The organism is Vreelandella mediterranea (assembly GCF_970647075.1).
Genome location: NZ_OZ310198.1, coordinates 793,955 through 817,151, shown reverse-complemented (window position 1 = coordinate 817,151; position 23,197 = coordinate 793,955). Strand labels below are relative to the sequence as shown.

Below are 23,197 nucleotides of genomic sequence, written 5' to 3'. Positions count from 1 at the left end.
CCTCACTCGGTCCGGGGGTCTAAGAGATCACGCAGGCCATCGCCTAGCAGGTTGAACGCCAGGCTTACGAGCATGATGGCCGCACCAGGAAAGGCAACGAGCCACCAGCTTTCGAGCATGTAGCTACGCCCTGTCGAAATCATCGCACCCCACTCGGGCAGCGGCGGCTGCGCCCCCAGCCCTAGAAACCCGAGCGCCGCGGCGGTCAAAATGACGGTCGCCATGTTCATGGTAAGGCGAACGATCAGCGAAGGCAGGCACATCACCGAGATGTAATGAAACAGGATACGAAAGGAAGACGCGCCCTGAAGCTGCGCGGCCACGACGTAGTCGGCGTTTCTGAACGTCAGCGTCTCCGCCCGTGCCAGCCGAGCAACGGGGGGCCAGGCGGTCAACGCGATGGCAATCACGGCATGATCGAGGCCAGGGCCGAGCGCGGCCACGAAGGCCAACGCCAGCACCAGACTGGGAAACGAGATAAAAATATCCGTGATGCGCATGAACGTGCTATCGACCCAGCCACCGAAGTAACCTGACATGGTGCCGATCATTAGACCGATCGGGCCGACGATGATCGTCACGAGAAAGATGATATAGAGCGTGACCCGAGAGCCGTACACGATGCGGCTGAAAATATCTCGCCCATATTCGTCCGTACCGAACAAGTGGGCCCAGGAAGGCGCCGACAGCACGCGGGAAAGGTCCTGGGCGAGTGGGTCGTGCGTAGCGATCAAGGGGGCGACGATGGCCAGCACCAACAGTAAGCCCACAATCACTACGCCGGACGCACTTAGCGGGTTCTTGCAGAGCTTTTTCAACGATTTGAAAAACAGGGCGCCCTTCGACTGTCCGGGAGCGGCCTTCTCTCTTGCCGGGAAAGGTGAATTCTTCAAGGTCTGGATATTTTTCATTATCGGGTCCTCGGATCGAAGAGCTTGTAAAGGACGTCGGACAACACGTTCAAGAACACGAAGACAAGACCGATGAACAGCACGGAGGCCATGACGGCATTCATGTCGCCCATCAACAGGCTGTCTGTCAGATACTGCCCAAAACCCGGCCAGGCAAAGACCGTTTCGATAAGCACGGCTCCTTCCAGTAGCCCCCCATAGGCTAGTGCCACGATCGTGAGCAGTTGGACTCGAATGTTCTTGAAGGCGTGTTTCCAGATGACACTGCGCTCCGACAAGCCCTTGACGCGGGCGGTCTTGATGTACTCCTGAGACAGCTGTTCTAACATGAAACTGCGGGTCATTCGGCCGATGAAAGAGACCGAGTTGAGCCCGAGAATCAGCGCCGGTAGAGCAATATGGCGAACGGCGCTGACGAAGGCCTCCCCATTTCCCGACAGCAGCGTATCGATCAGGTAGAACCCGGTGTACTGGGTGAACATGCCATCAAAGGCGAAGCCGATTCTGCCGGCGGCACCGGCCCAGTTCAGCCAAGCATAGAAAATGATCAGCCCCACCATGCCGACCCAGAAAACCGGGGTCGAATAACCAAAAAGCGTAATCAGCCGGGTGAGGTGATCTCCCAAGCGGCCTCTATGCGTGGCGGCGTACACCCCCAGCGGCACACCGAGGCCAACACCGAAAAGAATAGCGACCGAGGCCAGCTCGATCGTGGCTGGCAAAACGCGCAGAATGTCGCTGATGACCGGATAACCCGTAAGAATAGCGCGGCCAAAATCCCCCGAGAACATATCCTGGAGGTAATACTGATACTGGACCCAGATAGGACGGTCCAACCCCATTTCGCGGAAGACCTGCTCATAGGTCGACGAATCCGCATCGGGGCCGACCACGGCCAGCACGGGGTCGATGGGCATCAACCTGCCAATGATGAACGTCATGGTGAGCAGGCCCAGCAGCGTGATCAGAATCACACCCACTTTTCTGACGACACCTAAATAATGTGATCTTGTCATTGTTGTCAGCTCCGTATATCGATGGCGGTTGAATCAATCGGCTCGCTTAGTGACGCTTCTCAACCGAGTCATGGCAGCGGGGTCATCGAGGTAGCCCTCCACTTCTCCCCTGACGACGACCGTGTTGATCATTTGCGAGAAGGGAAACAGCGCACCGACATCCTCTTCATAGATCGATTGAACCTCTTCATATAGTGAGTTCTGCGCCTCGTCATCGGCCTCGGAAACGGCTTGAGTGATCAGTTCGTTGATACGCTGGTTCTGATAGCCCGTACGCCAGCCCTGAAAGTTGGTCAGTCTTGCGGCATCCGAGTTATCGGGATTGAGAAGCAATGGCCTTAGATTAGAATCCGGGTGCGGGGCGAAGCCGCCACCGCCGCGGCCTACGATGATGTCGAAGCTACGATCGCGCATGGCGCCGTAAACCTGATTACCGCTACCGCTGAGAATTTCCGCATTGATGCCTATACGCTCGAGGCTGTTTTGCAGATTGATGGCGACGTTGATGAAAGGAGACTCGTTGAGCGCCCGGATCGTAGTATTGAAGCCGTTTTCATAGCCCGCCTCGGCAAGCAGTTCCTTGGCTTGTTCGGTGGAAAGTCCGTAGTCGGGTTCGGGCAACGTGGCGGGTAGCCCCAGCTTCACTGGTCGCTGATGGAAAATGCCGTAATAGGGCATGATACTATCGTTGATCCCCTGATAATTGATTGTGCCTCGAATGGCCCTTCTGACCTTTTCATTGGCCAGAATCTCGTTTTGCATGCTGGTCGCCACGTAGTAGAGCGTGCCCCGCTGAGTCGTCTGAATCGCTACACCGTCGACATTTTCCAGCGAGCGTATATCAGGTACCGACATTCCGATGGCGACATCGATATCACCGCGCTCGATCATCAGCCGCATGGTCTGGGACTCTTTCAGATTACGCATGACCACGCGCTGCATCCCTGACACTTGCCCCCAGTAGCGCTCATTACTCGTCATGACGATCCGATCCTGAGGTATCCACTGATCCAGTACGAATGCTCCACTTCCCGCCGCGTTCGTGGTCAACCACTGGTTGCCCAGATCACCGTTCTGCTCGTGTTCCAAAGCAAGCTCTCGGTCAATGATGAAAGCGCTCGGGCTGGTCGCGAGAGTGTACATCACCAGTTTGGGATCGAGCTGGCGAGGAAAGGCCACTTCGATCTGATGGTCGTCGACGACGGAAATCAGCTCTGAAATATTGTCCTGCGTGAAGCCCAGTGCTTTCCATGTCGTGGCTAGCGCCAGGTTGAGGTCCAGAACCCGCTCGAAGCTCCACACCACGTCTTCTGCGGTCAGTGTATTCCCCGAGTGAAAGCTTATGTCGTCGCGTAGCGTAAAGGTGATCGCCATGTCGTCATCGCCGACTTCCCATTCGCTAGCGATGGCGGGCTGGATAAGGGTGGGGTCTTCGGGATCTAGCTCTATGAGCGTGTCGTACAGGTTGGCGTTAACGAACGCGATATCGTTGCCCGTAGCAGCGGCCGGGTCCAATGAAAGAATGTTGCTCATTTTCAACGCAATGATGAGCTGGTCGCTTGGCGTATTGGCGTGTGTTACTACGCTCAGCAAAAGCATCATCGCTCCTGTCAGGTACCTTATAAGGATGCTCATGCCTTCCTCCATTAATTATCAGGTTATATTTGTAATTATTGGCTAGCGTATCGATTGTCTAAGCATCAGTTTTCAAGTATGCAAACTTCTCCAACAAGCTATTGCGCGTTTTTTGGTTGACGCGGCAATCGAACGATTAATAGTCATACATAGTATGTTTAAAGACACTAATGGGTATTGTTGGCCGCTGCACTCCTCCATTGGTCTATATAAAACAGTATGCCCATAAATGCGAAAGCCATCAGATACCAACGTATCTAATGGCTTTCTTACTGCCTTCTAAGGGATAGTCAGGCTTTAGTTAAGCCGCTATGAATACCGTTTACGCCTCCTTCAGCGCGTAGGTCACCAGTGCTTCACGATTGATTTCAATTCCGAGGCCCGGCCCCTCGGGAATGGTTACCATACCCTGATGATGCTCAAGCGGTGTCTTGACGACCGCTTGGCGAAATGGGTTTTCGGTACGGTCGAACTCCATAATGGGTTCAACCGGTACCCGTCTGGGCGGGTTAGGGGGCAATGCGGCCATGAACTGAAGGCTCGCCGCCAAACACACAGCCGTTCCCCATACATGTGGCACCAGACGCACGCCGTGTAGCGCGGCCATATCCGCCACACGACGCATCTCGCTGAAACCACCCACGCCGCAGATGTCTGGCTGGATAATATCGATAGCGCGACGTGCGAGCGGCTCCTGCATGGCGTAGCGGCCGTGCCAATTCTCTCCGCTGGCCACCGGGATAGGCTGGTTGGCTCTCACCGCTTCATATGTATTGATTTGTTCAGGTAATACTGGCTCTTCGAACCAGTCAATATTAAACGCTGCGGCGCGGCGCCCTACTTCTACTGCCTCTAGATAGTCGTAACCATGGTTGGCATCGATCATGAGCCGTAGATCGGGTCCGATCGCTTCACGCACTGCCTGGATGACTTCGAGATCTTCTTCGACATCGAACCCTATCTTGATCTTGACGGCGTGAAAGCCTTCCTGGCGATAGCGTGCGACTTCAGCCGCTACGTCGCTTACGCGATCCACCCCCTCGCGGCTGAATGATCCAGTCGCGTAGGCACGAACGCTTTCACGAAAACGTCCTCCGAGCAGCGTTGAGATGGATACGTCAAAGTGCTTGCCCTTGATATCCCAGAGCGCAATATCGATACCGCTAAGCGCCGTCATGGTCAGCCCGCGCTGGCCCTGGTCACGCAGGCGGTTATAGAGTGCAAGCCAGATCTTTTCAGTCTCGAGCGGATTTTCGCCTATCAGCCACTGTGCGTAGGTTTGAACGACAGCCGCGTTCGCTTTTGCCGGGCCCAGGCACTCGCCCCAGCCCGTCGTGCCATCGTCGCACACCACCTCGATCAAACAGTGCTGACGGCGTTTGAACGACATCGAGGCGCTCTCAAACGCGGTTTCTAACTTATGATCCAGAATATAGGTGTTGACTGCTTCAACTTTCATCGCGATTTTCCTGTGATGGAGTTATCTAAATAGCCCGGGTAGCGTGAGTGAAACCGCCGGGATATAGGTGACCAACATCAGCGCCACGAAAAGCGCCAGGAAGAACGGCCAAATGGTGCGTACCGCGTGCTCGATCTTGATCTTGCCAATGACACAGCCCACGAACAGACACGCCCCGACCGGCGGCGTACACAGGCCAAGCCCCAAGTTCATCATCAAGATGATGCCGAACTGGATCGGGTCCATGCCAAACTGCATAGCCACTGGCAGGAAGATCGGCGTACAAATCAAGATCAACGCCGCCATATCCATGATCATGCCTAGTAACAGCAAGATGATGTTGAGCATCAAGAAGATGACCAGCGGCCGGTCGGAGACGGCCATCAGCCCCGTGGTCAGCATTTCGGGCACGTTATAAAGCGCGAGCAAGTACGAAAACGCCGAAGCGCAGCCCACCAGGATCATTACCAGTGAGGTGGTCTTGACCGACTGAATCACCGCTGCCTTGAAGGAGGCCCAAGTGAGCTCGCGGTAAACGAGCCCGGTCACGATAATGGCGTAGATCGCACCGAAAGCGCCGGACTCGGTGACGGTCAAGATACCGGACAGCACCCCGCCCACGATGATGACAGCGGTCATCAAGCCGGGTAGCGAGGCCACAAGGCTAAGTAAAAGTGCCTGCCAGCCCGGGAAGGCCTCCCCCTTGTAGCCACGCTTCACGGCCACGACATAAGCGGCCACCGCCAGGCTCAGACACATCAGAATGCCTGGCACGATGCCTGCAATGAACAGCTGAGTGACCGATATGCCGCCGCCGGCGGCCACCGCGTACAAGATCATGTTATGGCTGGGCGGGATCACCACCCCCGCCACGGACGAGGTCACCGTGACATTGACCGCGTAGTCGGCGTCATAACCCTTTTCTTTCATGACCGGGATGAGAATGGAGCCCAGCGCCGAGGTATCGGCCACGGCGGAGCCGGAAATACCCCCAAACAGCATGGAGGAGCTGATATTGACCATCCCCAGCCCGCCGCGCACTCGCCCCACCATGGCGGATGCCAGGCGTACCAGCCGGGTCGAGATACCGCCGTGGAGCATCAGCTCGCCCGCGAAGATGAAAAAAGGGATCGCCAGAAGCGAAAAGACCGAGATACCGGAGAGAATCCGTTGAAAGGCCACGAACAGGGGCAACCCTTCATAGAGAAACGTGGCAACCGCCGCCAAACCGACGGCAAAGGCCACCGGCGCGCCGGCAATCAGGCCTAGAAAAAAGAGTCCAAACAGTATGACAAGCCCCATGGCCTAGGTCCTCTCCGTGGTACGAGACAGCAGTCGCTGGACGATATCGGTTCCGGAAAACAGCATGATTAGCACGCCGCAAATCACCAACGGCGCGGCGCGATAACTCTCCGGCAGGCCGATCATGGGGATGGCTCGCTGAGTATTGGTCATCACTAACTGCCAGCCCTGTACCGTCATGAAACCGCCAAAGACGAGAATGAATAGATCGGACACGTGGTGCATAAGCGAACGCAGCACCGGCGGAAAGCTCTCGCGAACAAAATCGATATTGAGATGGCTGTGGTAGCGCACCCCGGCGGCGGCTCCCAGACAGGTGATATAGACCACCAGTACCAGCGAGCTCTGCTCAACCCAGGTGGGTGTATTGTTGAGCACGTAGCGGCCAAAAACGAGCCAGCCGAAGGTCGCGATCAACACGACCAACATGATACCTGCCACCCCCACGCACAGGGCGGCGATTAAATCCAACGCACGGTTGATCGAGCTGCCTTCTGGACGGCTTTTCTGCTCGTCAGGCGTTTCAAGTTCTATACTCACGGCACACATCCTTTTTAGTGCTCGGCGCCCAAGCGCCGAGCACATCGGACAAAAGATTATTGAGCGGCTCTGATTTCCTCGATCAGCTCGCCGGTGCCGGGGTTGTTGGCGATGAATTCTTCGTACATCGGCTCCATCAACGCCTGGAAGGCTTCCTTGTCATCGACTTCATTAATTTCAACGCCGTAATCAAGGATGATCTGACGACTTTCTTCGGAGCTTTCGACCCACAGATCGCGCTGCATTTGTGAAGCGTTCATACCCTCTTCACGCACGATTTCCTGATCTTCTTCGGAGAGCGCGTCCCAGCTCGCCTTGGCCACACACAGGCACTCGGGAATGATCAGGTGCTCGGTAAGAGAGAAGTACTCCGCCGCTTCGTAGTGGTTGCTCGATTCAAATGAGGGGTAGTTGTTTTCCGCGCCATCCAGTACGCCGGTGGTCAAACTCTGATACACCTCGCCGTAGGCCATGGGGGTGGCGTTGCCGCCCAATGCTTCCATCATCTGCACGTAAAGGTCATTGTTCATGACACGCACTTTCAGACCTTGAACGTCTTCCGGCGTGCGAATCGGACGCTGGGTGTTGTATATACTGCGTGCCCCGGAATCGAACCATGAGAGGACGACCAGCCCCTGATTTTCGAGCGCATCCGCGAAACGTTCGCCGATCTCGCCATCCATCACCGTGTGCATGTGGTCGATATCGGTAAACAGAAACGGCAGCGAGAACACGTTGGTTTCATTCACGATGGGTCCCATCGGGCCCATGTTGAAATTGGCGAAGTCGAGCGCGCCGTTGCGCGTCTGCTCGATGGCATCGGACTGATCGCCCAACACGGCGTTGTTGTAGACGCGCGGCGTAACACGCCCTTCCGTACGCTCGGCGACGGCTTCAGCAAACGCGGCCAGCGCCTCTGAGTTAGGATACCCGTCGGGGTGAATATTCCACCCCCTCCAGTTGTCGGCCTGAGCGGATACGGCGGCGGTCAGAAGCGATACGCCGGCAAGGGCCATTAGCGCCTGACGATGGATCATTGTTGTTTTCATTTTTGCTACCTCTTGCTTGGTTAAGACATTGGAGGGTGTAGCACTCAAAAAGAGCGGGCTTTATCGATCAGTCGCTCTAACTGTTGACGCTGCTCTCGGTTCGGCATGATTAGAGGCGCACGCACACTCCCTGCCGGACGGCCAATAATATCCGCGCCTTCTTTGATCAGGCTAACCGCATAGCCTGCTTGTTGATCACGTAGATCGATAAAAGGAATGAAGAACTCGGTCGTGATTTTTTTCACGGTCGCCTTGTTACCCTGCCGTAACGCCTTGTAGAACGTCACTGCCATGTCGGGTACAAAATTAAAGACTGCAGAGGAGTAGGTATTAACGCCAATCGATAGATATGCTTCGGCAAAGATTTCAGCCGTGGGCACGCCACCCACATAAACAAGGCGGTCGCCAACAGTTTTAATGATCTTATTAAGCGCCTGAATATCGCCTTTGCCATCCTTGAGGCCAATCAGATTCGGACAGGCCTCGGCGAGATACTTTACAGAGCTAGCGTTGAGAACGCCGTTACCTCGGTTGTAGTAGATAATATTAATGGGGGTAGAGTCGCAGATCTGCTTTGCATACTCGACTAGCCCTTCCTGAGGACACTCGGTCAAGTAAGGCGGCATCAGCAAGACGCCGTCGGCCCCAGCTTCATCAGCGGCTTCGACAAAGGCTTTACCGGCTTCCACGCTCAGTCCAGCACTGGCAATGACCGGTAGCTTACCGTCAATAACCTCGACGGCAACACGCACGACCTCACGATATTCATCAAGTGTCAGGCTAAAAAATTCACCGGTGCCACCCGCTACGAAGACGGCGGAAATATCATGGCTGACAAACCACTCCAAGCGTTGACGGTAGCTTTGCTCGTCGAACTTTCCATTTTCGTCAAAATCGGTAATGGGAAATGATAGCAATCCATCTCCAACTGCTTTTATTACTTGTTCTTTGGAGAATTTCATACCAGTACCCTCATCTTAATAAATCAAAATTTTTGGGTGGTTTAATCCCTAAATACTCTTAAATTTGTAATACATCATACAAATTGAAAAGTACTCAACCCTTCCAGGCTATGCAAGCTAAATAGCGCCGAGCTCGACCAAAGTGCTATGGGCACCCAGCCATCAAGAAGAATACTGACGGCGATCAGAATGCATTCGCATACAGGTTGAAGTCCGCCCACAAAATGGTGCCGAAAAACGTACACCGCTTAACGTGATCAACAGGTTATCCAGCAGTGTAGTATCGAAAGGAGGGGAAAGCGCGTCAGTGCCCAACCAAGCCCCACAATGCCGCGCATGTCAACGACGAGGATTAAGGCGTCCGCCTCGATATTGGAAAGCCGCAACCGAGGGCAAAAAGCTTCTGATACAGATCGGACAGTACACGTAGTCGCAGACCCTATTCTGGGGTTGTAAAGGCAAAGTCAAAGCGACCCGCCCGCTTTTGGGGCGAGTCGTGTTTCGGGCCTAGCGTTTCAAAAAGTTGCTCTTCACCAGATGCACGACCTCGTCCATGCGCCCGCTCAGCACGGCCTTGGCCGAGTAGAGGGCGGTCGCGCCCACCTGCCCCGCCGCTACCTTGGGCGGCATGACCAGCTCCATCGGGTTGGTCATGACATCCAAAAGCGCGGGCCCGGGTTGGTTGAGCCACTCGGTGATCGCGCTCTCCAGCTCGTCCTCGCGCTCCACGCGTTTACCCCAAAGCCCAACGGCACTGGCCACTTCGCCAAAGTTAGGGTTTTGAAGCTCGGTGTAGGCGTCCAGCATTCCCTCGACCTTCTGCTCCAGTTCGACGAAACTCAGCGACTGGTTGTTGTAGACCACGATCTTAAGCGGGATTTTGCGCTGGACCAGCGTAAGCAAGTCGCCCATCAGCATCGAAAGGCCGCCGTCGCCACACATGGCGATGACCTGACGGTCAGGATAGGCCAGTTGAATCCCTAGCGCCTGCGGATAGGCATTGGCCATGGTGCCGTGTTGCAGGCTCGAAAGCGTACGCCGCTCTTTTGAAGTATGGATGTGGCGCAGCATCCAGACATTCACACTGCCCGTGTCGGCAGTGAACATCGCATTTTCATCGCTTAAGCGGTCGATGGCCAGGGTCAGCTCTTGCGGGTGAACCGTCTTATTGTCCCTGGTGTCGTGGGCCGACTTTTCGAGAGACTTCTTGTAGCGCTTCAAGCACTTGTCGAGCCAAGCGGAATGACTATTGGGCTGAACGGTCTGGTTTAGCGCCTCGCAGGTTTCGGCAATACTGCCAACGATACCGACATCCACCGGGTAGCGCTTGCCAATCTGGGTGGGCTCGTGATCGACCTGAATGATGCGCGCGCCTTCCGGGTAGAACTGGGCGAAGGCGAAGCTGCACCCGAGCAGCAATAGCGTGTCGCACTCCGCCACCGCGTGATAGCCCCCTTCCAGCCCATACACACCGGTCATCCCGACCTGGTAGGGGTTATCGTACTCGATGTAGTTCTTGGCCCGAGAGGTCCAGGCGATGGGCGCTTGAAGCTTTTCGGCCAAGGCGATGACCTGCTCGCGGGCATCCTCGCAGCCGGCGCCAGCAAAAATCGTGATCTTGCCGCCTTTATTGAGCTCTTGAACGGCGGGCACGAGCGCCTCGGCGCTGGGGCGAATCGAGTAGTCGAAGGTGTGCGTTTTAAAGCTCAATTCGCCGGCGGGCTGTTGCGTCATGACGTCGCCAGGAACGATCAGCACCGCTACGCCGCGCTTACTAATGGCCGCCTGCGCAGCCATGGCCGCCATGCGCCCGGCCTGTTCGGCGGACACCACGGTTTCGCAGAACACGCTGCACTGCTTGAAAATGTGGGATTGATCCACTTCCTGGGGGAACTGGCTGCCGATTTCGCCCAGCGCAATGTGGCTTGCGATCAGCACCACCGGCGCGTTGTTGCGGTGGGCGTCGAAAAGTCCGTTGACGAAGTGCAGGCTGCCTGGCCCGCAGGAGCCGGCGCACAGCGCGAGCTCGCCGGTCATGTACGCCTCGCCGCCGGCGGCAAAGCCCCCCACTTCCTCATGGCGCACGCCGATCCACTCGATGTCGCTTTGTCGGAGCGCGTCGGTGAAGTGGTTGAGCGAGTCCCCCACGACGCCGTAACAGCGCTTGGCACCGGCGTTTTGCAGCGTATTGACCAGTATCTCGGCGACATTAGAACTCATGGGCGACTCCCTTCACAGCGTTGATGTGGTCTCTTAGCTTAGCCCTGAACCGGGGTTTTGCCGAACGCACGGACGTTCTCTTTATGCTGCAATGCAACAAAGCTGCTATACTAGGGGTCTATGACCGCGGTTAGGGGTCCAAAACCGCGGTGACGTTGGCTTGCACTGAGTCAGTGCCGGCTTTTAGGGCAAAGCCTGGTGGTATAACCTGCAGAGGATTCAACATGAGCTTATCGACATCCGGTGCTTGCCTTGATCAGGAAGTACTCGCCTTTTGGCAAGCACAGGCAGTCTGGCAGTACGCCGCCAGCGAAGGGATTGCCGAATATACCGACCAGTTAAGCAGCTCCAAGGGGTTGGGCTAGGCTCTGTCTGAAAAGTGCCTGCGCTCGACAATACGGCGTTAAAAATTGGCCAAAAATACTCATTTACATATGTAAACTCCGTTTTTCGCCAATTTTTGCCTTGTCTTGTCTTCGCTCGTCGACTTTTCAGACAGACCCAGCACTCGATCGTAATACCACATCCTGCTTTTCCCGCTGCTTCGGTAATAGGTCGTGACGCATTGGCGTTAAAGCAAGAAACTTCATTAAAGAAGCTTCGCTAAACCGTTAGCGCAATGCGCGACGCCTTGTAAGCATTTGCTTACAAGGCGTCTTCTTTTGTCTATGTTTTTATAACCAGCCTTATAGACCGCCAAAGCGATACGGGCACTGTTTGTTCATTGACACCCTACACTTGAATACATGAAAGCACTTAGCCGGTCATTCAAGGAAATAAAAAAGTTATATTTTACAATAATTTATATAAATAATTGGCTAAAATACCGATAAAAACGCCAATAAAGCGCCTCTTTTACCAAACCTGCTAAAGCCCTCACTCCATGGTTGACCTGCTGTCTTTAGCCGCCTTCCTGGCGCTTTTTCATAAAAACCCATAAAGCTTCATAGCGGCTTAGCGCGTTTTTAAAATGGGTGGTCCTCCTATACATTCTCGGTTAACATTAGTTAGCCTCGAACAGGCTTTACTAATTCAAAAAGTGTTTAAACAAGCTCATTCATTAAGGAACTGACAATGCAGACCCCGTTTTTAGGATCGAAAACCCGCTACGCATTAACCTTGAGCGCCGTATTGGCGATGAGCGGCTGTCAATCTGGCGCAGACCTGGGGGGCCTGATGTCAGCGGGCACCAATATGGCCGGCGCCGCCATGATGTCCGATCAGCAAATCCAACAGATCGGTGATCAAACCATTGCCCAGCTGGACGCCGAAAGTCAGTTGGTGGACACCAATAGTCAGTACGCTACCCGCCTGCAGCGCTTGACCCAAGGCTGGGAAGAAGTGGAAGGCCACCAGTTAGACTTCAACGTTTATCAGCAATCCGAAATGAACGCTTTCGCGGTGCCGAACGGCTCTATCCGCCTCTATAGCGGGCTGATGGATGAAATGAACGATGACGAAGTTCGCTACGTCATCGCCCACGAGATCGGCCACGTCGCACTGGGCCATTCCAAAAAAGCCTTCCAGGTGGCCTACGCCGCCTCTGCTGCCCGTGAAGCCGCCGTTTCAAGCGGTAGCTCTACCGCAGCGGTACTTTCCTCCTCGGAGCTTGGTGATCTGGGCGAAGAGCTCATCAATGCCCAGTTCTCGCAAAGCCAGGAGAACGAAGCCGACGATTACGCCCTGCAAATGCTGCAGAGCCAAAACCTGAATGCCGAGGCATCGGTCTCCGCGCTGCGCAAAATGGAAGCGCAATACGGTAATAACAGCAGCTTCTTCTCCAGCCACCCGGCGCCGGGTGATCGAGCCAGCCGGCTATCCAACTCGCTCAATTAATCGCCCCGCCCAAGGCGTCTACCCGTCATTCGGGTAGGCGCCTTTTCACGCCTCGTCACGTTTCCCTGCTCGGTAAAGCCCATGCGAGCCGCTTCTCATGCGTGAGAAGGTACGGGGTCGTGTTCATCAGCAGGCTCGCTTAACCGCCGCTCGAAAGAAAAGAAGGCGGCCAGCGGGTGGGTGGATCCCTCGATCAGAGCCCGCAGCAGCGGTGCGCCCATCATCGAATAGGTGATACCGTTGCCGCCGTAGGCCAGCGCGAAATGCACGTGCGGCCCCCAGCGTTCGACGGGGCCAAAATACGGCAGCCCGTCGTCGGTCTCGGCGAACGTGCCGGCCCAGCAGAAGGTCGGGTTGATCGCAAGCCCAGGCCAAAGCGACTCGACCTTGTGGGCGAGCCCATGGGCTTTTTCCATCACGCGTTCGTCGCGGCGCTTGGGCACGTCGTTGTCGTCGTCATCACCGCCGACCAAAAGCCGCCCTTCATCGGTGGAACGCATATAGAGATAGGGCCTGGCAGACTCCCACACCAGGGTATGGCGAAGCTTGCCCAGCACCTGTGGCGCAATGGGGTCGGTCACGAAGGCGTAGCTGCTGCGGTTTTTCGCCACCGGCTTGTCGAGCCAGCGCTGTGATTCGTAGCCCGCCGCTATAATCACCTTTTTAGCGCGCACCCGGGCAGCATTTTTCAAGGTAACCACCACCCCTTGCTCATCGGGCGAAAGACTCGCCACTTCGGTACGATCGAATACCTCGCCGCCCTGGCGTTGGACACGCTCGAAAAGCCGGTACGCCATCAGGTAAGGGTCCAGGCTCGCAGCGAGCTTCGAAAGAATCGCGCAGGGCGCATCGATAGCGTAGCGCTCATAAAGCGCCTCGCGATCCAGCCACTCCATATCGAAGCCGTGCTTGTCACGCAGCGCGTACTCGGCTTTCAAGGCGTCGACATCGTCTTCGCTCGAGGCGTAGTAGAGGCTTTCCTGACGCTCGAAGGAGACCTTGCCAAGCTCACCGGCCAGCCGCTCGAGCGATAAAATCGCCTCGCCGCAGCCTTGATAGGCCATCACCGCATGGGGCTCGTCATACCGTTTGGCAAGCTCCACCATGTGGGTATCGATTTCATACTGCAAAAGCGCGGTGCTCGCCGCGGAGCTGCCCCAGCCGATATCGCGACGCTCGAAGACGACCACGTGGTGGCCGTGCTGGCTAAGCTCATCAGCGATCAGCGCGCCGGTAATGCCACCGCCGATGACAACGACGTCGCAGGTATGGTCGTGGTCCAGTTGGGGAAAGGAAACAAGCAGGCCATTTTTTACCGCCCAGAACGGATAACCGCTTTTAAGATCCATTTAATTGCCTTCTCAAGGTTGTCCTGTTAACCATAGTGTCTGGACAAAGAATTGTCCCTACGCCGCATGAAAAGTAGAGGAGCCTGGCATGATTGATTTACGAAGCGATACCGTCACGCGCCCGAGCAGCGCCATGCGCGAGGCGATGCTGGCCGCCCCGGTGGGCGACGATGTCTGGGGCGACGACCCCACCGTCAACGCCTTCCAGCGCCATCTTGCCCAGCGTACCGGCAAGGAGGCGGCCCTACTCTTCCCAAGCGGCACACAGAGTAACCTGGTCGGCCTGATGGCCCACTGCGAGCGCGGCGACGAATACATCGTGGGACAAAATGCCCACACCTACCGCTATGAAGGCGGCGGCGCTGCGGTGCTGGGCAGCATTCAGCCCCAGCCTATCGAAAACGCGCCGGATGGCAGCTTGCCGCTGGAGAAAATAGCCGCTGCGGTCAAGGCCGACGATATTCACTTCGCGCGCACGCGCTTGTTGGCGCTCGAAAATACCATCGGCGGTAAGGTGCTGCCTTTCGAATACATCCAGCGCGCCACCGCACTTGCCCGCGAACACGGCCTGGCCACCCACCTGGATGGCGCGCGCCTGTTCAACGCCGCGGTGGCCACGGACACCTCGCTCGAAAAACTTTGCGCACCCTTCGATAGCGTGTCGCTGTGCTTTTCCAAAGGGTTGGGCGCGCCGATCGGCTCGGCACTGGTCGGCTCCCACGCGCTGATCGATAAAGCCCGGCGCTGGCGTAAGGTGGTGGGCGGCGGTATGCGCCAGGCGGGTATCATTGCCGCCGGCTGCCAGCACGCCCTAGACCACCACGTGGCGGATTTGGCCGACGACCACCGCCGGGCCGCACGTTTGGGCAAAGGGCTGGCCGCGCTACCCGGCATTACGGTGACCTCCCAGGCGACCAACATGGTGTTCGCCCAGGTCGATGAAGGCCATGTCGAGGGGCTGGCCAAGTGGCTCGAAGAACACGACATTTTGCTCGACCTGCTTTACGCCACGCGCTTTGTCGTACACCGCGACATTAGCGACGACGATATCGAGCGCGTGCTCGAGGTGATGCAGGCGTATTTCGACCGCTAAGCCGGCCTACAGGCGGCGCAGCCCCCACATGAAGTAGGCGCCACCGATGAGCGAGGCGACCAGGCCCGCTGGAATGTCGTAGGGAAACATCACCTGGCGACCGATGAAATCCGCCAGCACCATCAGCAGCATACCGATCAGCCCCGCGCCCAAAAGATGCCACCAGGCGCGGGAGAAACCGGCCAGGCGTGCCATGTGCGGGGCCAAAAGCCCGATGAAAGAAAGCGGGCCGACGACCAGGGTGGCGCAGGCGGTCAGCACCGCCACCAGTAGCAGCAAGGCCAGCCGGGCCCGGTTCAAGCCGATGCCCAGCCCCCGCGCGGTGGCCGCCCCCAGCGGTAGAATATCCAGCCAACGAGTAAAGGGCAGCGCCAAGAGAAGCAGCCCGGCGGCGGCGGCGCCCACCAACAGCGCGCTTTGAATATCCACATAGTAGGTCGAGCCGGCAAGCCAGGCGATCACCTGCTGGCCGCGCGGGTCGCCGCCGGCCAAAATCACGCCACGCACCGCATCGAACAGAGCGCTGACCGCCACGCCGCTCAGCAGCAGACGCTCGGGCAGGAAGCCGCTTCTCTTGTTGAGCAGGACCAGAAGCGCCAGGGTCGCCAGCGCGCCTAACGTCCCCACCCCCACCAACTGAGCGCTCCCCGGCGTGGGCAGCCAGTAGATGCCCAGAATCAGCGCAATGGCGCAACCCCCACTGATACCCAGCACCTCGGGGCTTGCCATGGGGTTGGCCGAAAGACGCTGCAAAAGGGTGCCCGCCACCGCCAGCATCAAGCCACTAGCCGCCGCGGCCATCACGCGGGGCGCGCGCCACTCCATCACTGCGGCGTCGAAGGGCGACACCAGGTTGAGCCCGTGGCCGCTTTGGCCGACCGTTAGCCCCAGCAAAGCCGCGCCCGCCAGCAAAAGCAGCAGCCACAGGGCCCGCCGCCCGGGTGCCGAATGGCGAAGCATGGTCACCCCCGTGGCCTGCGGGGGCTGATCGCTTTGCAGCTTCAAGCGCGGGATCAGCCAAAGCAGTAGCGGCGCGCCCAGGGCACCAGTAATCGCCCCGGTCGGCAGCAGTGTGGCAAGCTGGCCGGAGAAGCGTTGCAGCAACAGGTCGGTGGTGGCGAGCAGCACCGCGCCCAGCACCACCGAGTAGAGCATGCGCGACCCCAGCCGCCGCGCCCCGGCCATGCGTACGATGTTCGGCGCCGCCAGGCCGATAAAGCCCACGATCCCTACCACGCTGACCACGCTTGCGGTGATGAAAACGGCCAGCCCCAGCCCGGTCAGGCGCAGATATTTAAGCGAAAGCCCAAGGCTTTTGGCGCTGGCGTCGTCGAGCTCCAACACCGCCAGCGGGCGGATCAATAGCACGGCGGCCACCCCGCTCAGCAAAAGCCTAAGCGAAAGCGTGGCCACGCCCTCCCAGCCGTTTTGCGCCAGCGACCCCGCGCTCCAGATCAAAAGCCCCGCCAGGGTTTCGTGGTTGAACAGTAAAAGTGCGGTGGCCAGAGCCCCAAGGTAAAGGTTGACCACAAGCCCTGCCAGCACCACCACGACCGGCGCCAGCCGGCGCTTCCAGGCAAGCCCGAATACCAGCGCCATGGCGGCCGCGCCGCCGCCAAGTGCCACCCACTCGCGCCCGTAAGCCAAAAGCCCGGGGGCCAGCAGCGTCGCCATCATCAGGCCGAGATTGGCACCCGATGCGACCCCCAGGGTGGTGGGCGAGGCCAGCGGATTACGTAACACCTGCTGCATCAACACCCCGGCAAGGGCCAATGCGCCGCCGGCCAGTAGCGCCATCAAAAACCGCGGCCACCAGGCAAAATGAAGTAGTAGCGTCTCGGCGCTGGCAAAATCCGGGCTAAAAAGCCCACTTACGCTGTTGGCAACACCGCCCTGCTCCGCCAAAGCCAGTGCCAGCAACAAAAGCAGCGGAAGGCCGAGCAAGACACAGGTGGTAAAGGGGGTGACGCGAAGTTTTAGTGACATGCCGACCCAACGCCTAAAAGAGCAGTCAATACAGGAGCAAGCGTTGTCATGGAGCAGCCCGGTCGGCAAGAAGTGAGAGAAAATAATTCAAGCGCAGGATTCTAAATGATAAGTATTAACACTACAATTGGACGATCAATTCGCCAAACCACGGGAGCCGTGCATGTTCGAGGTCTTGAACGCAAGCTTTACCATTGCCGGCAAGCCTTTGCTTCACGCCATCGAGCACACCTTCGAGCAGGGCAAGGTCGTCGGCCTGATCGGCCATAACGGCTCGGGTAAATCGACGCTGATCAAGCTGCTCGCGCAGCAGCAGCCGCTCACCGAAGGCGCCATCCATTTCGACCAGCGCCCGCTTTCCCAGTGGGGCCATCGCGAGTTCGCCCGTCAGGTGGCCTACCTACCCCAACAGTTACCCCGCGCGGAGAACCTGACCAGCCGCGAGCTGATCGGCTTTGGCCGCTACCCCTGGCATGGGCTTTTGGGCCGCCATACCCCAAAAGATAAAGCCGCGATCGAGCGCGCCATTCGCCTGACCCATACCGAGGCCTTCGCTGACCGCTTGGTCGATACGCTCTCCGGCGGCGAGCGCCAGCGGGTGTGGCTTGCCATGCTGCTCGCCCAGGGCAGCCGGTTTTTGCTGCTGGACGAGCCGCTAGCCGCGCTGGACATCGCCCATCAGGTCGAGGTGCTGGCGCTGGTGCGCAAGCTCTGCGACGAGCTCGATCTGGGCGTGATCATCGTACTGCACGATATCAACATGGCCTCGCGCTACTGTGACGAACTGATCGCGCTGCACAGCGGCCGTCTGCTGGCCCAGGGCACGCCCGGGGAGCTGATGCACGCGCCGACCCTGGAGGCGATTTACGGATTGCCCATGCAGGTCATCGACCACCCTAGCGGCCACCACTCCATTGCCGTGGCCCAGTAAGTACGCAAAGTGATCGGCCTACGGGTTTAATTGATAACCATTATTGACTAATCTGGTCAATGTAGAACACGCCGGGGCGCTGCCCCGCCCTGGATGAGGAGAGCGACGATGCCCCTGGCCCTACGCGAACCCGAACCCCGGCGCCCCGCCACCCTGGCCGAGTGCTACACCGACCGCTTGGCCCATTTGGCGCCGCCGCACATTGGCGGCGAGCCGCCCCCGGGGGCAATAAAGGCCGCGCGCTGGCGCAACCCGGCGCTGCTGGAGCAGGACATCGCGCAGTACGCCGCCCAGTTTCCCGGTGGCGACCGCCGCGCCATCGTCTCGCTTTGGTCGAAGTGGCTGTTCAGCACGCTGACCGTGCCCACCGTGGTCTCGCACCTGCTGCTCGACCGGGCACTGCCGGTTAGCCTGGACGAGGCTTACGTGCTACTCAACACCCAGGGCTGCGCCCAGGGGCTCTGGCTTGCCCAGGGCGGCGAGCCGGTCACCACCCGTGACCCGGCCAAGCGCTTTGCCGCGCTGATCGACGGCCACTGGGCGCCGCTGATCGAACGGCTATCCGCGCTTTCCGGCGCCGCGCCCCGGGTATTTTGGAGCAATGCCGGCGGGTACCTCGACTACTACGTCAATCTTTTAGCCGAGCACCCTTTCGTACAGCCAGCCGCTTTGAAGGACGCCCGGGCGCTTTTGGAGTCGCGCACCCTCGACGGCCAACGCAACCCGCTCTACCAGCCTGTGAAAAGTTTCACGCCCCGGGGGTCGGATGAAGTGAAGCAAGTGCGCAAGCTTTGCTGCTTGCGCTACCTGCTGGACGAGTTCGAGGTGTGTAGCAACTGCCCGCTCGAGGGCTGCGACCGACGCGCCCGCAAGCGCTAGCCGCCTGGGCTGATCTGCGCCACGGCGTCCGCGCTTGCCTGCTGGCGCTGCTCTCCGGTTAACTCGATCAACTCCCCCTTCGCCATTTCCAAAAGCCGGTCGGCGTGCACGAAGTAGCTGTCATCGTGGCTGATCGCGAACACGGTTTTTCCCATGGCCTTTAGATGCGGCAACAGCTCACGGTAGAAAAGCCGCCGGAACTGCGGGTCCTGGTCCGCTGCCCACTCATCGAGCAGCAGCACATCGCGTTCTTCGGCAATGGCGAGTAGCAGCGCTAGGCGCTTTTTCTGGCCCTGGGAGAGGGTCGGGTTGGTGACGCGGTCCTCCTGCCACGCAAGCTTTTGCGTCATCTGCAGCCGCTCGAGCCAGCGAGCCACCAGCGCCGGCTCAGCGGCACCGCCCCCCGGGCCCATTAGTTGATCGAAGGCGTGGAAGTCGGTAAATACGCTGGCAAAACGGGCGCGAAAGGCGTCCCACTCGGCGGCACCGATACGCTGGTCGTCGATTTGAATGTAGCCACTTTGTGGGCGGTACAACCCGGAAAGAAGCCGCGCCAGCGTCGACTTGCCGCTGCCGTTACCGCCAATCAGAAATACCTGCTCGCCACGCTGAAGGGTCAAATTCAACGGCCCCACCTGAAAGGCGTTTTGCGCGCCCCCCTCGCCTTCGTAGCGGTAGACCACGTCGACCAGTTCGATACGCTGCCAGGTTTTGAGCGTATCCTCGACCTCGAAACCTGGCCGGTACTCGGTAAGCTCGAGGCTTTTGAGTTTATCGAACGCCACCTGGGCGCTGATCAGCGTAGGCCAGGCACCAATGGCTTGAATCAAAGGGGTGCGCAGGAAAAGTAGCGTTAGCGCGAAGGTCGCCGCCGTGGCCTGGCCCGCCCACCCCAGCACGTTGGCCATGAAAAACACCACGCCGATCGCGCCGAGCATCATGATGTTCGACCAGTTATTGGCGCTTAAATGGTAGGTATCCGCGCGAATGATATGGTGGCGGTAGGTCTTGGCGTTCGCCGTGTAGGTATCGTCGAAAAAGCGCTGCGCCCGCGCGCGGTTGAGCGCTAGCTCCTTGCGCCCTTCGATAGCGGTCTGGTAGTCCCGGTATAAAAGATCTTCGCTTTCGCGCACCAGATGAAAGTGGCGGTACACCTTGGACACCAGTAACCAGCCAATCCCCATGGTAGCCGCCATCCAGGCCACCGTTACCAGCACCATCTCCGGCGAAAGCCACGCAAGATACGCAACGCACGCCACGCTCATCACGATGCCCTGCACGAGTTCCGGCAAGCGTACGAAGCCAATGGTGATGTTGCGCACGTCGCTTGAAAGGCTCGCCAAAAGCGTGGCGCTACCGGCCCGCTCGAGGCGCTCGATATCGGTATCCAGCATGCGTTTCAAAAGCCGGGAGCGCAGGTTATAAACGAAGTAGTGACCCAATAGCGTGAGCGCGAGCTGGGTGGCCAGGGTAACCGCCAAAAGCAGCGTCAAAAGCCCCATGAAGGGCAGCAGTACGGAGAAGGTGCTCTCAGAGGTGATCAAACGCTGGTTGATGAAGGCGATGACCCCCACCCCTAGCCCGGCGCTTAGAAGGCTCAACCCCATGGCGCCAAGAAAGGCCCAGCGGTAGTGCGTAAAGACGACCCGCAACAACTCCATTAGAGACTCCCCCGTGGTGTAAGCCGCGAATTGTGACGCACTCACCCGCCAAGTCAATCAGCAAGTGATTGTCATTTGCACTTACGATGTCCGTTCAAGCCCTCAGGAAAAGATCAGCAGCGCAGCGCACCCGGCCGCCCCCAGCGCAAAGGGCCAAAAGCGGCTGTGCCGGTCCTCCGGTAGTTCCTCCTTGAGCACGTTCAGCACGATGCCCCCAGCGACGAACGCATACAACACGCCCACGAACGCCTCGGTCACCTCCACGGCGCTGCCGATCAGCCAACCCACCAGCACCGAGGCGGCCAGCACCCAGCGCCCGCCGGCGCGGTAAGTGTGGCGGTGGTGCTGCACCAGAGCGTGGTCGTTGACGAGAAAGTGAAACGACATTGCCAGAAAGAAGAACACTACATCCGGAAACTGGTTGTCGCGATACACCAGCAGGTAGCCGATCAGGGCGTTGTAGAGAGAGAACGAGGCGACGTGGATCCAAAACACCCCGCGGGATTCGTGCAGCGAAGCGCGTTGAGAGCCGCCACGGTGGGAAGAAAAGCGTTTGGCGCCCTGCTCCAGTCCGTAAAAAGCGCAAAGCCCCGCCAAAGCAACGATATAGGCGTTATGCTCCAGCACGAAAAGGGGGCCGTGCTCTTCGATGGTATCGTGGGCGTCGCTTAGCGCCGGGAAGATATGAATGAATACATAGCCCACCGACACCCCGCCTGCAAACGAGAGCCAGGCGCTTCGGGGGATGGCGTTAAGGCGCTGCAAGCGTCCGGCGAATAGATGGACACTGGCAAGCCCTAGCGCAAAGACGATTTGCAGCGCCATACCCTCACTCCCTTGAAGCCGCCCTGGATCAGTCGAACAGGCTCATACGCTTGGTGACGTTGTCGCGCTTGATACGCCAGTGGATCATCGCACCGCCTACGTGAAGCACCACCAACACCAAAATGGCCCAGCCAAGCAGTTCGTGCCAGCCGAAAAGCGTTTGGGAGAGCGCGGCGTTCTCACTGAAAAACCCGGGCAAGTGCCAGCTGAAAAACTCGACGGGGTAGCCGCCGGTGGCCGTTGCCGCCCAACCGATCAGCGGCATCAGCACCAGCGCGATGTACAAAAGGTGATGTACGCTTTTGCTGACGATGCGCTCGAACGCATTCAGGGGCGGGTCATGGTCTGGCACCACGAAAGCGATGCGCGTGATGATACGCAGGGTCATCAGTAGCAAAATCGTCACGCCCAGGGTTTTATGCCCGGTATACAGAAGGTTGGTGAGGGTCGTTCCCAAAAAATTGGCCGTACGCTCGAAGCCCCAAGTGCCAAGCGTTAGTCCCGTCGCCAATGACACCAGTACCGCCGCCGCCACCAGCCAGTGCAGCACCCGATGAGGATAAATATAGTGATCCAGCTCGTGCATCGCTTGCTCCTGACGCCTAAATCTTTATGAGTAAAACGCTGCCCCTAACCTTATAACGCTTCGCCAATGGCCGCTAGCTGTTCGCGAATTAACTCTCCCAACCGCCGAGCGGGCTCGGTGGGCCGATGAGGCGCGCGGTGCAGGGCAAGCTCGATGGAAGGAAGCCTGGGCAGCCCACTCGACTCGTCCAGCGGGCGAAGCGAAGGTGTGAGCATACTGCGGGTCACCACCACCACCGCAAGCCCTGCGGTCACGATTGGCGCAAGCCCGGCCATCGACTGGCTGGTGTAGGCCACGCGCCAGTCGCGCCCCGCCGCCTGCAGGGCCTGCTCGGCTACTTCGCGAAACACATCCGCGCCGGGGGAATAAAGCGCCAAAGGGATCGGGTCGCTCAAAAGTGGCTGCTGGTTCATGCCCACCGCCCATAAAAGCGGCTCACGCCGGATCACCTCGCCGCCCGGCGAGTTACGTTGGCGCGTGACCAGCGCAAGGTCGATGTCGGCATTTTTGACCTGCTCCACCAGGTGCGCGCTGGTTCCACAGATCACCGTCAGCCCCACCGCCGGGTAAAGCTGGTGAAAGTAGGCGAACACCGACGGCAAAAGCGAGGCGTAATCCTCGGGAATGCCCAGGGTCAGATCACCGGTTACCTGGCGGGCTTGCATATCGCTAAAGGCCTCGTCGTTCAACGCCAGCAGGCGCCTGGCGTGGGCTAAAAGCCGCTCCCCTTCCTGGGTAAAGCGTAGCCGCCGGCCCTCCCGCTCATGCAGCGTCAAATCCAGCTGCGTTTCCAGGCGCTGCAGCTGCATGCTGACCGTGGACTGGGTATAGGCCAAGCGTTTGGCCGCCGCGGTGACGCTGCCGGTGTCGGCAATGGCCACCACCGTGCGAAGCAGTGACAAGTCAAAAATGGGTGCACGCATATATCACCACTATTGATAGGTATCATCACTAAAG

20 protein-coding genes are annotated in these 23,197 nt (G+C 58.4%); 5 read left to right on the top strand and 15 right to left on the bottom strand.

Annotation, left to right across the window (positions count from 1 at the left end; translation table 11 throughout):
• Positions 1–2 precede the first annotated feature (2 nt).
• The 9 genes from ACWFVE_RS03835 to ACWFVE_RS03795 all read right to left on the bottom strand — a co-directional run bounded on the left by ACWFVE_RS03835 (position 3) and on the right by ACWFVE_RS03795 (position 11,094).
• Positions 3–911, bottom strand: coding sequence for an ABC transporter permease (locus ACWFVE_RS03835; RefSeq protein ID WP_447527968.1), 909 nt, complete (start codon positions 909–911; stop codon positions 3–5).
• Complete coding sequence (locus tag ACWFVE_RS03830; RefSeq protein ID WP_447527967.1) at positions 911–1,927, bottom strand: ABC transporter permease; 1,017 nt, start codon at positions 1,925–1,927, stop codon at positions 911–913. The genes ACWFVE_RS03835 and ACWFVE_RS03830 overlap by 1 nt, the downstream gene beginning before the upstream one ends.
• Positions 1,928–1,960: 33 nt before the next feature.
• Complete coding sequence (locus ACWFVE_RS03825) at positions 1,961–3,562, bottom strand: ABC transporter substrate-binding protein (protein WP_447527966.1); 1,602 nt, start codon at positions 3,560–3,562, stop codon at positions 1,961–1,963.
• Positions 3,563–3,884: 322 nt separating this feature from the next.
• A complete protein-coding gene (locus ACWFVE_RS03820; protein WP_447527965.1) occupies positions 3,885–5,021 on the bottom strand; it encodes a mandelate racemase/muconate lactonizing enzyme family protein in 1,137 nt (378 codons plus the stop codon).
• A gap of 21 nt (positions 5,022–5,042) precedes the next feature.
• Positions 5,043–6,323 carry a TRAP transporter large permease gene (locus ACWFVE_RS03815; RefSeq protein ID WP_447527964.1) on the bottom strand — a complete coding sequence of 427 codons (1,281 nt, stop codon included), beginning with the start codon at positions 6,321–6,323 and terminating at the stop codon, positions 5,043–5,045.
• Between the two features lie 3 nt (positions 6,324–6,326).
• On the bottom strand, positions 6,327–6,863 hold the full coding sequence (locus ACWFVE_RS03810) for a TRAP transporter small permease (protein WP_447527963.1): 537 nt from the start codon (positions 6,861–6,863) through the stop codon (positions 6,327–6,329).
• A 56-nt stretch (positions 6,864–6,919) separates the two neighbouring features.
• Positions 6,920–7,912 (bottom strand): TRAP transporter substrate-binding protein, encoded by a 993-nt coding sequence (locus ACWFVE_RS03805; RefSeq protein ID WP_447527962.1) that lies wholly within the window; start codon positions 7,910–7,912, stop codon positions 6,920–6,922.
• Between the two features lie 44 nt (positions 7,913–7,956).
• Positions 7,957–8,874, bottom strand: coding sequence for a 5-dehydro-4-deoxyglucarate dehydratase (gene kdgD, locus ACWFVE_RS03800; protein WP_447527961.1), 918 nt, complete (start codon positions 8,872–8,874; stop codon positions 7,957–7,959).
• A gap of 507 nt (positions 8,875–9,381) precedes the next feature.
• Entirely contained in the window at positions 9,382–11,094 is a 1,713-nt protein-coding gene (locus tag ACWFVE_RS03795) for a thiamine pyrophosphate-dependent enzyme (RefSeq protein WP_447527960.1), read from the bottom strand.
• A gap of 224 nt (positions 11,095–11,318) precedes the next feature.
• Here ACWFVE_RS03795 and ACWFVE_RS03790 point away from each other — a divergent pair, with 224 nt between their 5' ends.
• The gene (locus tag ACWFVE_RS03790) at positions 11,319–11,459 is read left to right on the top strand and encodes a hypothetical protein (protein WP_447527959.1); all 141 of its coding nucleotides are present in this window, start codon (positions 11,319–11,321) and stop codon (positions 11,457–11,459) included.
• Positions 11,460–12,168: 709 nt separating this feature from the next.
• Positions 12,169–12,930, top strand: coding sequence for a M48 family metalloprotease (locus ACWFVE_RS03785; protein ID WP_447527958.1), 762 nt, complete (start codon positions 12,169–12,171; stop codon positions 12,928–12,930).
• Between the two features lie 95 nt (positions 12,931–13,025).
• On the opposite strand, the gene ACWFVE_RS03780 is transcribed toward ACWFVE_RS03785, so the two are convergent.
• Complete coding sequence (locus ACWFVE_RS03780) at positions 13,026–14,279, bottom strand: NAD(P)/FAD-dependent oxidoreductase (protein ID WP_447527957.1); 1,254 nt, start codon at positions 14,277–14,279, stop codon at positions 13,026–13,028.
• Between the two features lie 88 nt (positions 14,280–14,367).
• Here ACWFVE_RS03780 and ltaE point away from each other — a divergent pair, with 88 nt between their 5' ends.
• Positions 14,368–15,372 carry a low-specificity L-threonine aldolase gene (ltaE, locus tag ACWFVE_RS03775; protein ID WP_447527956.1) on the top strand — a complete coding sequence of 335 codons (1,005 nt, stop codon included), beginning with the start codon at positions 14,368–14,370 and terminating at the stop codon, positions 15,370–15,372.
• A gap of 6 nt (positions 15,373–15,378) precedes the next feature.
• Here the strand turns inward: ltaE and fhuB are convergent, their stop codons facing one another.
• Positions 15,379–17,358 carry a Fe(3+)-hydroxamate ABC transporter permease FhuB gene (gene fhuB, locus ACWFVE_RS03770; RefSeq protein ID WP_447527955.1) on the bottom strand — a complete coding sequence of 660 codons (1,980 nt, stop codon included), beginning with the start codon at positions 17,356–17,358 and terminating at the stop codon, positions 15,379–15,381.
• A gap of 163 nt (positions 17,359–17,521) precedes the next feature.
• Between fhuB and ACWFVE_RS03765 the strand changes: the two genes are divergently transcribed.
• On the top strand, positions 17,522–18,289 hold the full coding sequence (locus tag ACWFVE_RS03765; protein WP_447527954.1) for an ATP-binding cassette domain-containing protein: 768 nt from the start codon (positions 17,522–17,524) through the stop codon (positions 18,287–18,289).
• 108 nt (positions 18,290–18,397) lie between these two features.
• Complete coding sequence (gene fhuF, locus ACWFVE_RS03760) at positions 18,398–19,168, top strand: siderophore-iron reductase FhuF (protein ID WP_447527953.1); 771 nt, start codon at positions 18,398–18,400, stop codon at positions 19,166–19,168.
• Here fhuF and ACWFVE_RS03755 read toward each other — a convergent pair.
• From ACWFVE_RS03755 to ACWFVE_RS03740, 4 genes are all read right to left on the bottom strand, one after another.
• Positions 19,165–20,829 carry a multidrug ABC transporter permease/ATP-binding protein gene (locus tag ACWFVE_RS03755; protein ID WP_447527952.1) on the bottom strand — a complete coding sequence of 555 codons (1,665 nt, stop codon included), beginning with the start codon at positions 20,827–20,829 and terminating at the stop codon, positions 19,165–19,167. The two genes, fhuF and ACWFVE_RS03755, sit on opposite strands and share 4 nt — an antisense overlap.
• Positions 20,830–20,931: 102 nt before the next feature.
• Positions 20,932–21,654 (bottom strand): hypothetical protein, encoded by a 723-nt coding sequence (locus ACWFVE_RS03750; RefSeq protein WP_447527951.1) that lies wholly within the window; start codon positions 21,652–21,654, stop codon positions 20,932–20,934.
• Positions 21,655–21,682: 28 nt separating this feature from the next.
• Positions 21,683–22,240, bottom strand: coding sequence for a cytochrome b (locus ACWFVE_RS03745; RefSeq protein ID WP_447527950.1), 558 nt, complete (start codon positions 22,238–22,240; stop codon positions 21,683–21,685).
• A gap of 50 nt (positions 22,241–22,290) precedes the next feature.
• Entirely contained in the window at positions 22,291–23,163 is an 873-nt protein-coding gene (locus ACWFVE_RS03740; RefSeq protein WP_447527949.1) for a LysR substrate-binding domain-containing protein, read from the bottom strand.
• Positions 23,164–23,197: the final 34 nt, after the last annotated feature.

Bases quoted from the DNA above. Each gene is read 5' to 3' on its own strand.
- ACWFVE_RS03835 (WP_447527968.1), bottom strand. From the start codon at position 911: ATGAAAAATATCCAGACCTTGAAGAATTCACCTTTCCCGGCAAGAGAG.
- ACWFVE_RS03830 (WP_447527967.1), bottom strand. From the start codon at position 1,927: ATGACAAGATCACATTATTTAGGTGTCGTCAGAAAAGTGGGTGTGATT.
- ACWFVE_RS03825 (WP_447527966.1), bottom strand. From the start codon at position 3,562: ATGAGCATCCTTATAAGGTACCTGACAGGAGCGATGATGCTTTTGCTG.
- ACWFVE_RS03820 (WP_447527965.1), bottom strand. From the start codon at position 5,021: ATGAAAGTTGAAGCAGTCAACACCTATATTCTGGATCATAAGTTAGAA.
- ACWFVE_RS03815 (WP_447527964.1), bottom strand. From the start codon at position 6,323: ATGGGGCTTGTCATACTGTTTGGACTCTTTTTTCTAGGCCTGATTGCC.
- ACWFVE_RS03805 (WP_447527962.1), bottom strand. From the start codon at position 7,912: ATGAAAACAACAATGATCCATCGTCAGGCGCTAATGGCCCTTGCCGGC.
- kdgD (WP_447527961.1), bottom strand. From the start codon at position 8,874: ATGAAATTCTCCAAAGAACAAGTAATAAAAGCAGTTGGAGATGGATTG.
- ACWFVE_RS03795 (WP_447527960.1), bottom strand. From the start codon at position 11,094: ATGAGTTCTAATGTCGCCGAGATACTGGTCAATACGCTGCAAAACGCC.
- ACWFVE_RS03790 (WP_447527959.1), top strand. From the start codon at position 11,319: ATGAGCTTATCGACATCCGGTGCTTGCCTTGATCAGGAAGTACTCGCC.
- ACWFVE_RS03785 (WP_447527958.1), top strand. From the start codon at position 12,169: ATGCAGACCCCGTTTTTAGGATCGAAAACCCGCTACGCATTAACCTTG.
- ACWFVE_RS03780 (WP_447527957.1), bottom strand. From the start codon at position 14,279: ATGGATCTTAAAAGCGGTTATCCGTTCTGGGCGGTAAAAAATGGCCTG.
- ltaE (WP_447527956.1), top strand. From the start codon at position 14,368: ATGATTGATTTACGAAGCGATACCGTCACGCGCCCGAGCAGCGCCATG.
- fhuB (WP_447527955.1), bottom strand. From the start codon at position 17,358: ATGTCACTAAAACTTCGCGTCACCCCCTTTACCACCTGTGTCTTGCTC.
- ACWFVE_RS03765 (WP_447527954.1), top strand. From the start codon at position 17,522: ATGTTCGAGGTCTTGAACGCAAGCTTTACCATTGCCGGCAAGCCTTTG.
- fhuF (WP_447527953.1), top strand. From the start codon at position 18,398: ATGCCCCTGGCCCTACGCGAACCCGAACCCCGGCGCCCCGCCACCCTG.
- ACWFVE_RS03755 (WP_447527952.1), bottom strand. From the start codon at position 20,829: ATGGAGTTGTTGCGGGTCGTCTTTACGCACTACCGCTGGGCCTTTCTT.
- ACWFVE_RS03750 (WP_447527951.1), bottom strand. From the start codon at position 21,654: ATGGCGCTGCAAATCGTCTTTGCGCTAGGGCTTGCCAGTGTCCATCTA.
- ACWFVE_RS03745 (WP_447527950.1), bottom strand. From the start codon at position 22,240: ATGCACGAGCTGGATCACTATATTTATCCTCATCGGGTGCTGCACTGG.
- ACWFVE_RS03740 (WP_447527949.1), bottom strand. From the start codon at position 23,163: ATGCGTGCACCCATTTTTGACTTGTCACTGCTTCGCACGGTGGTGGCC.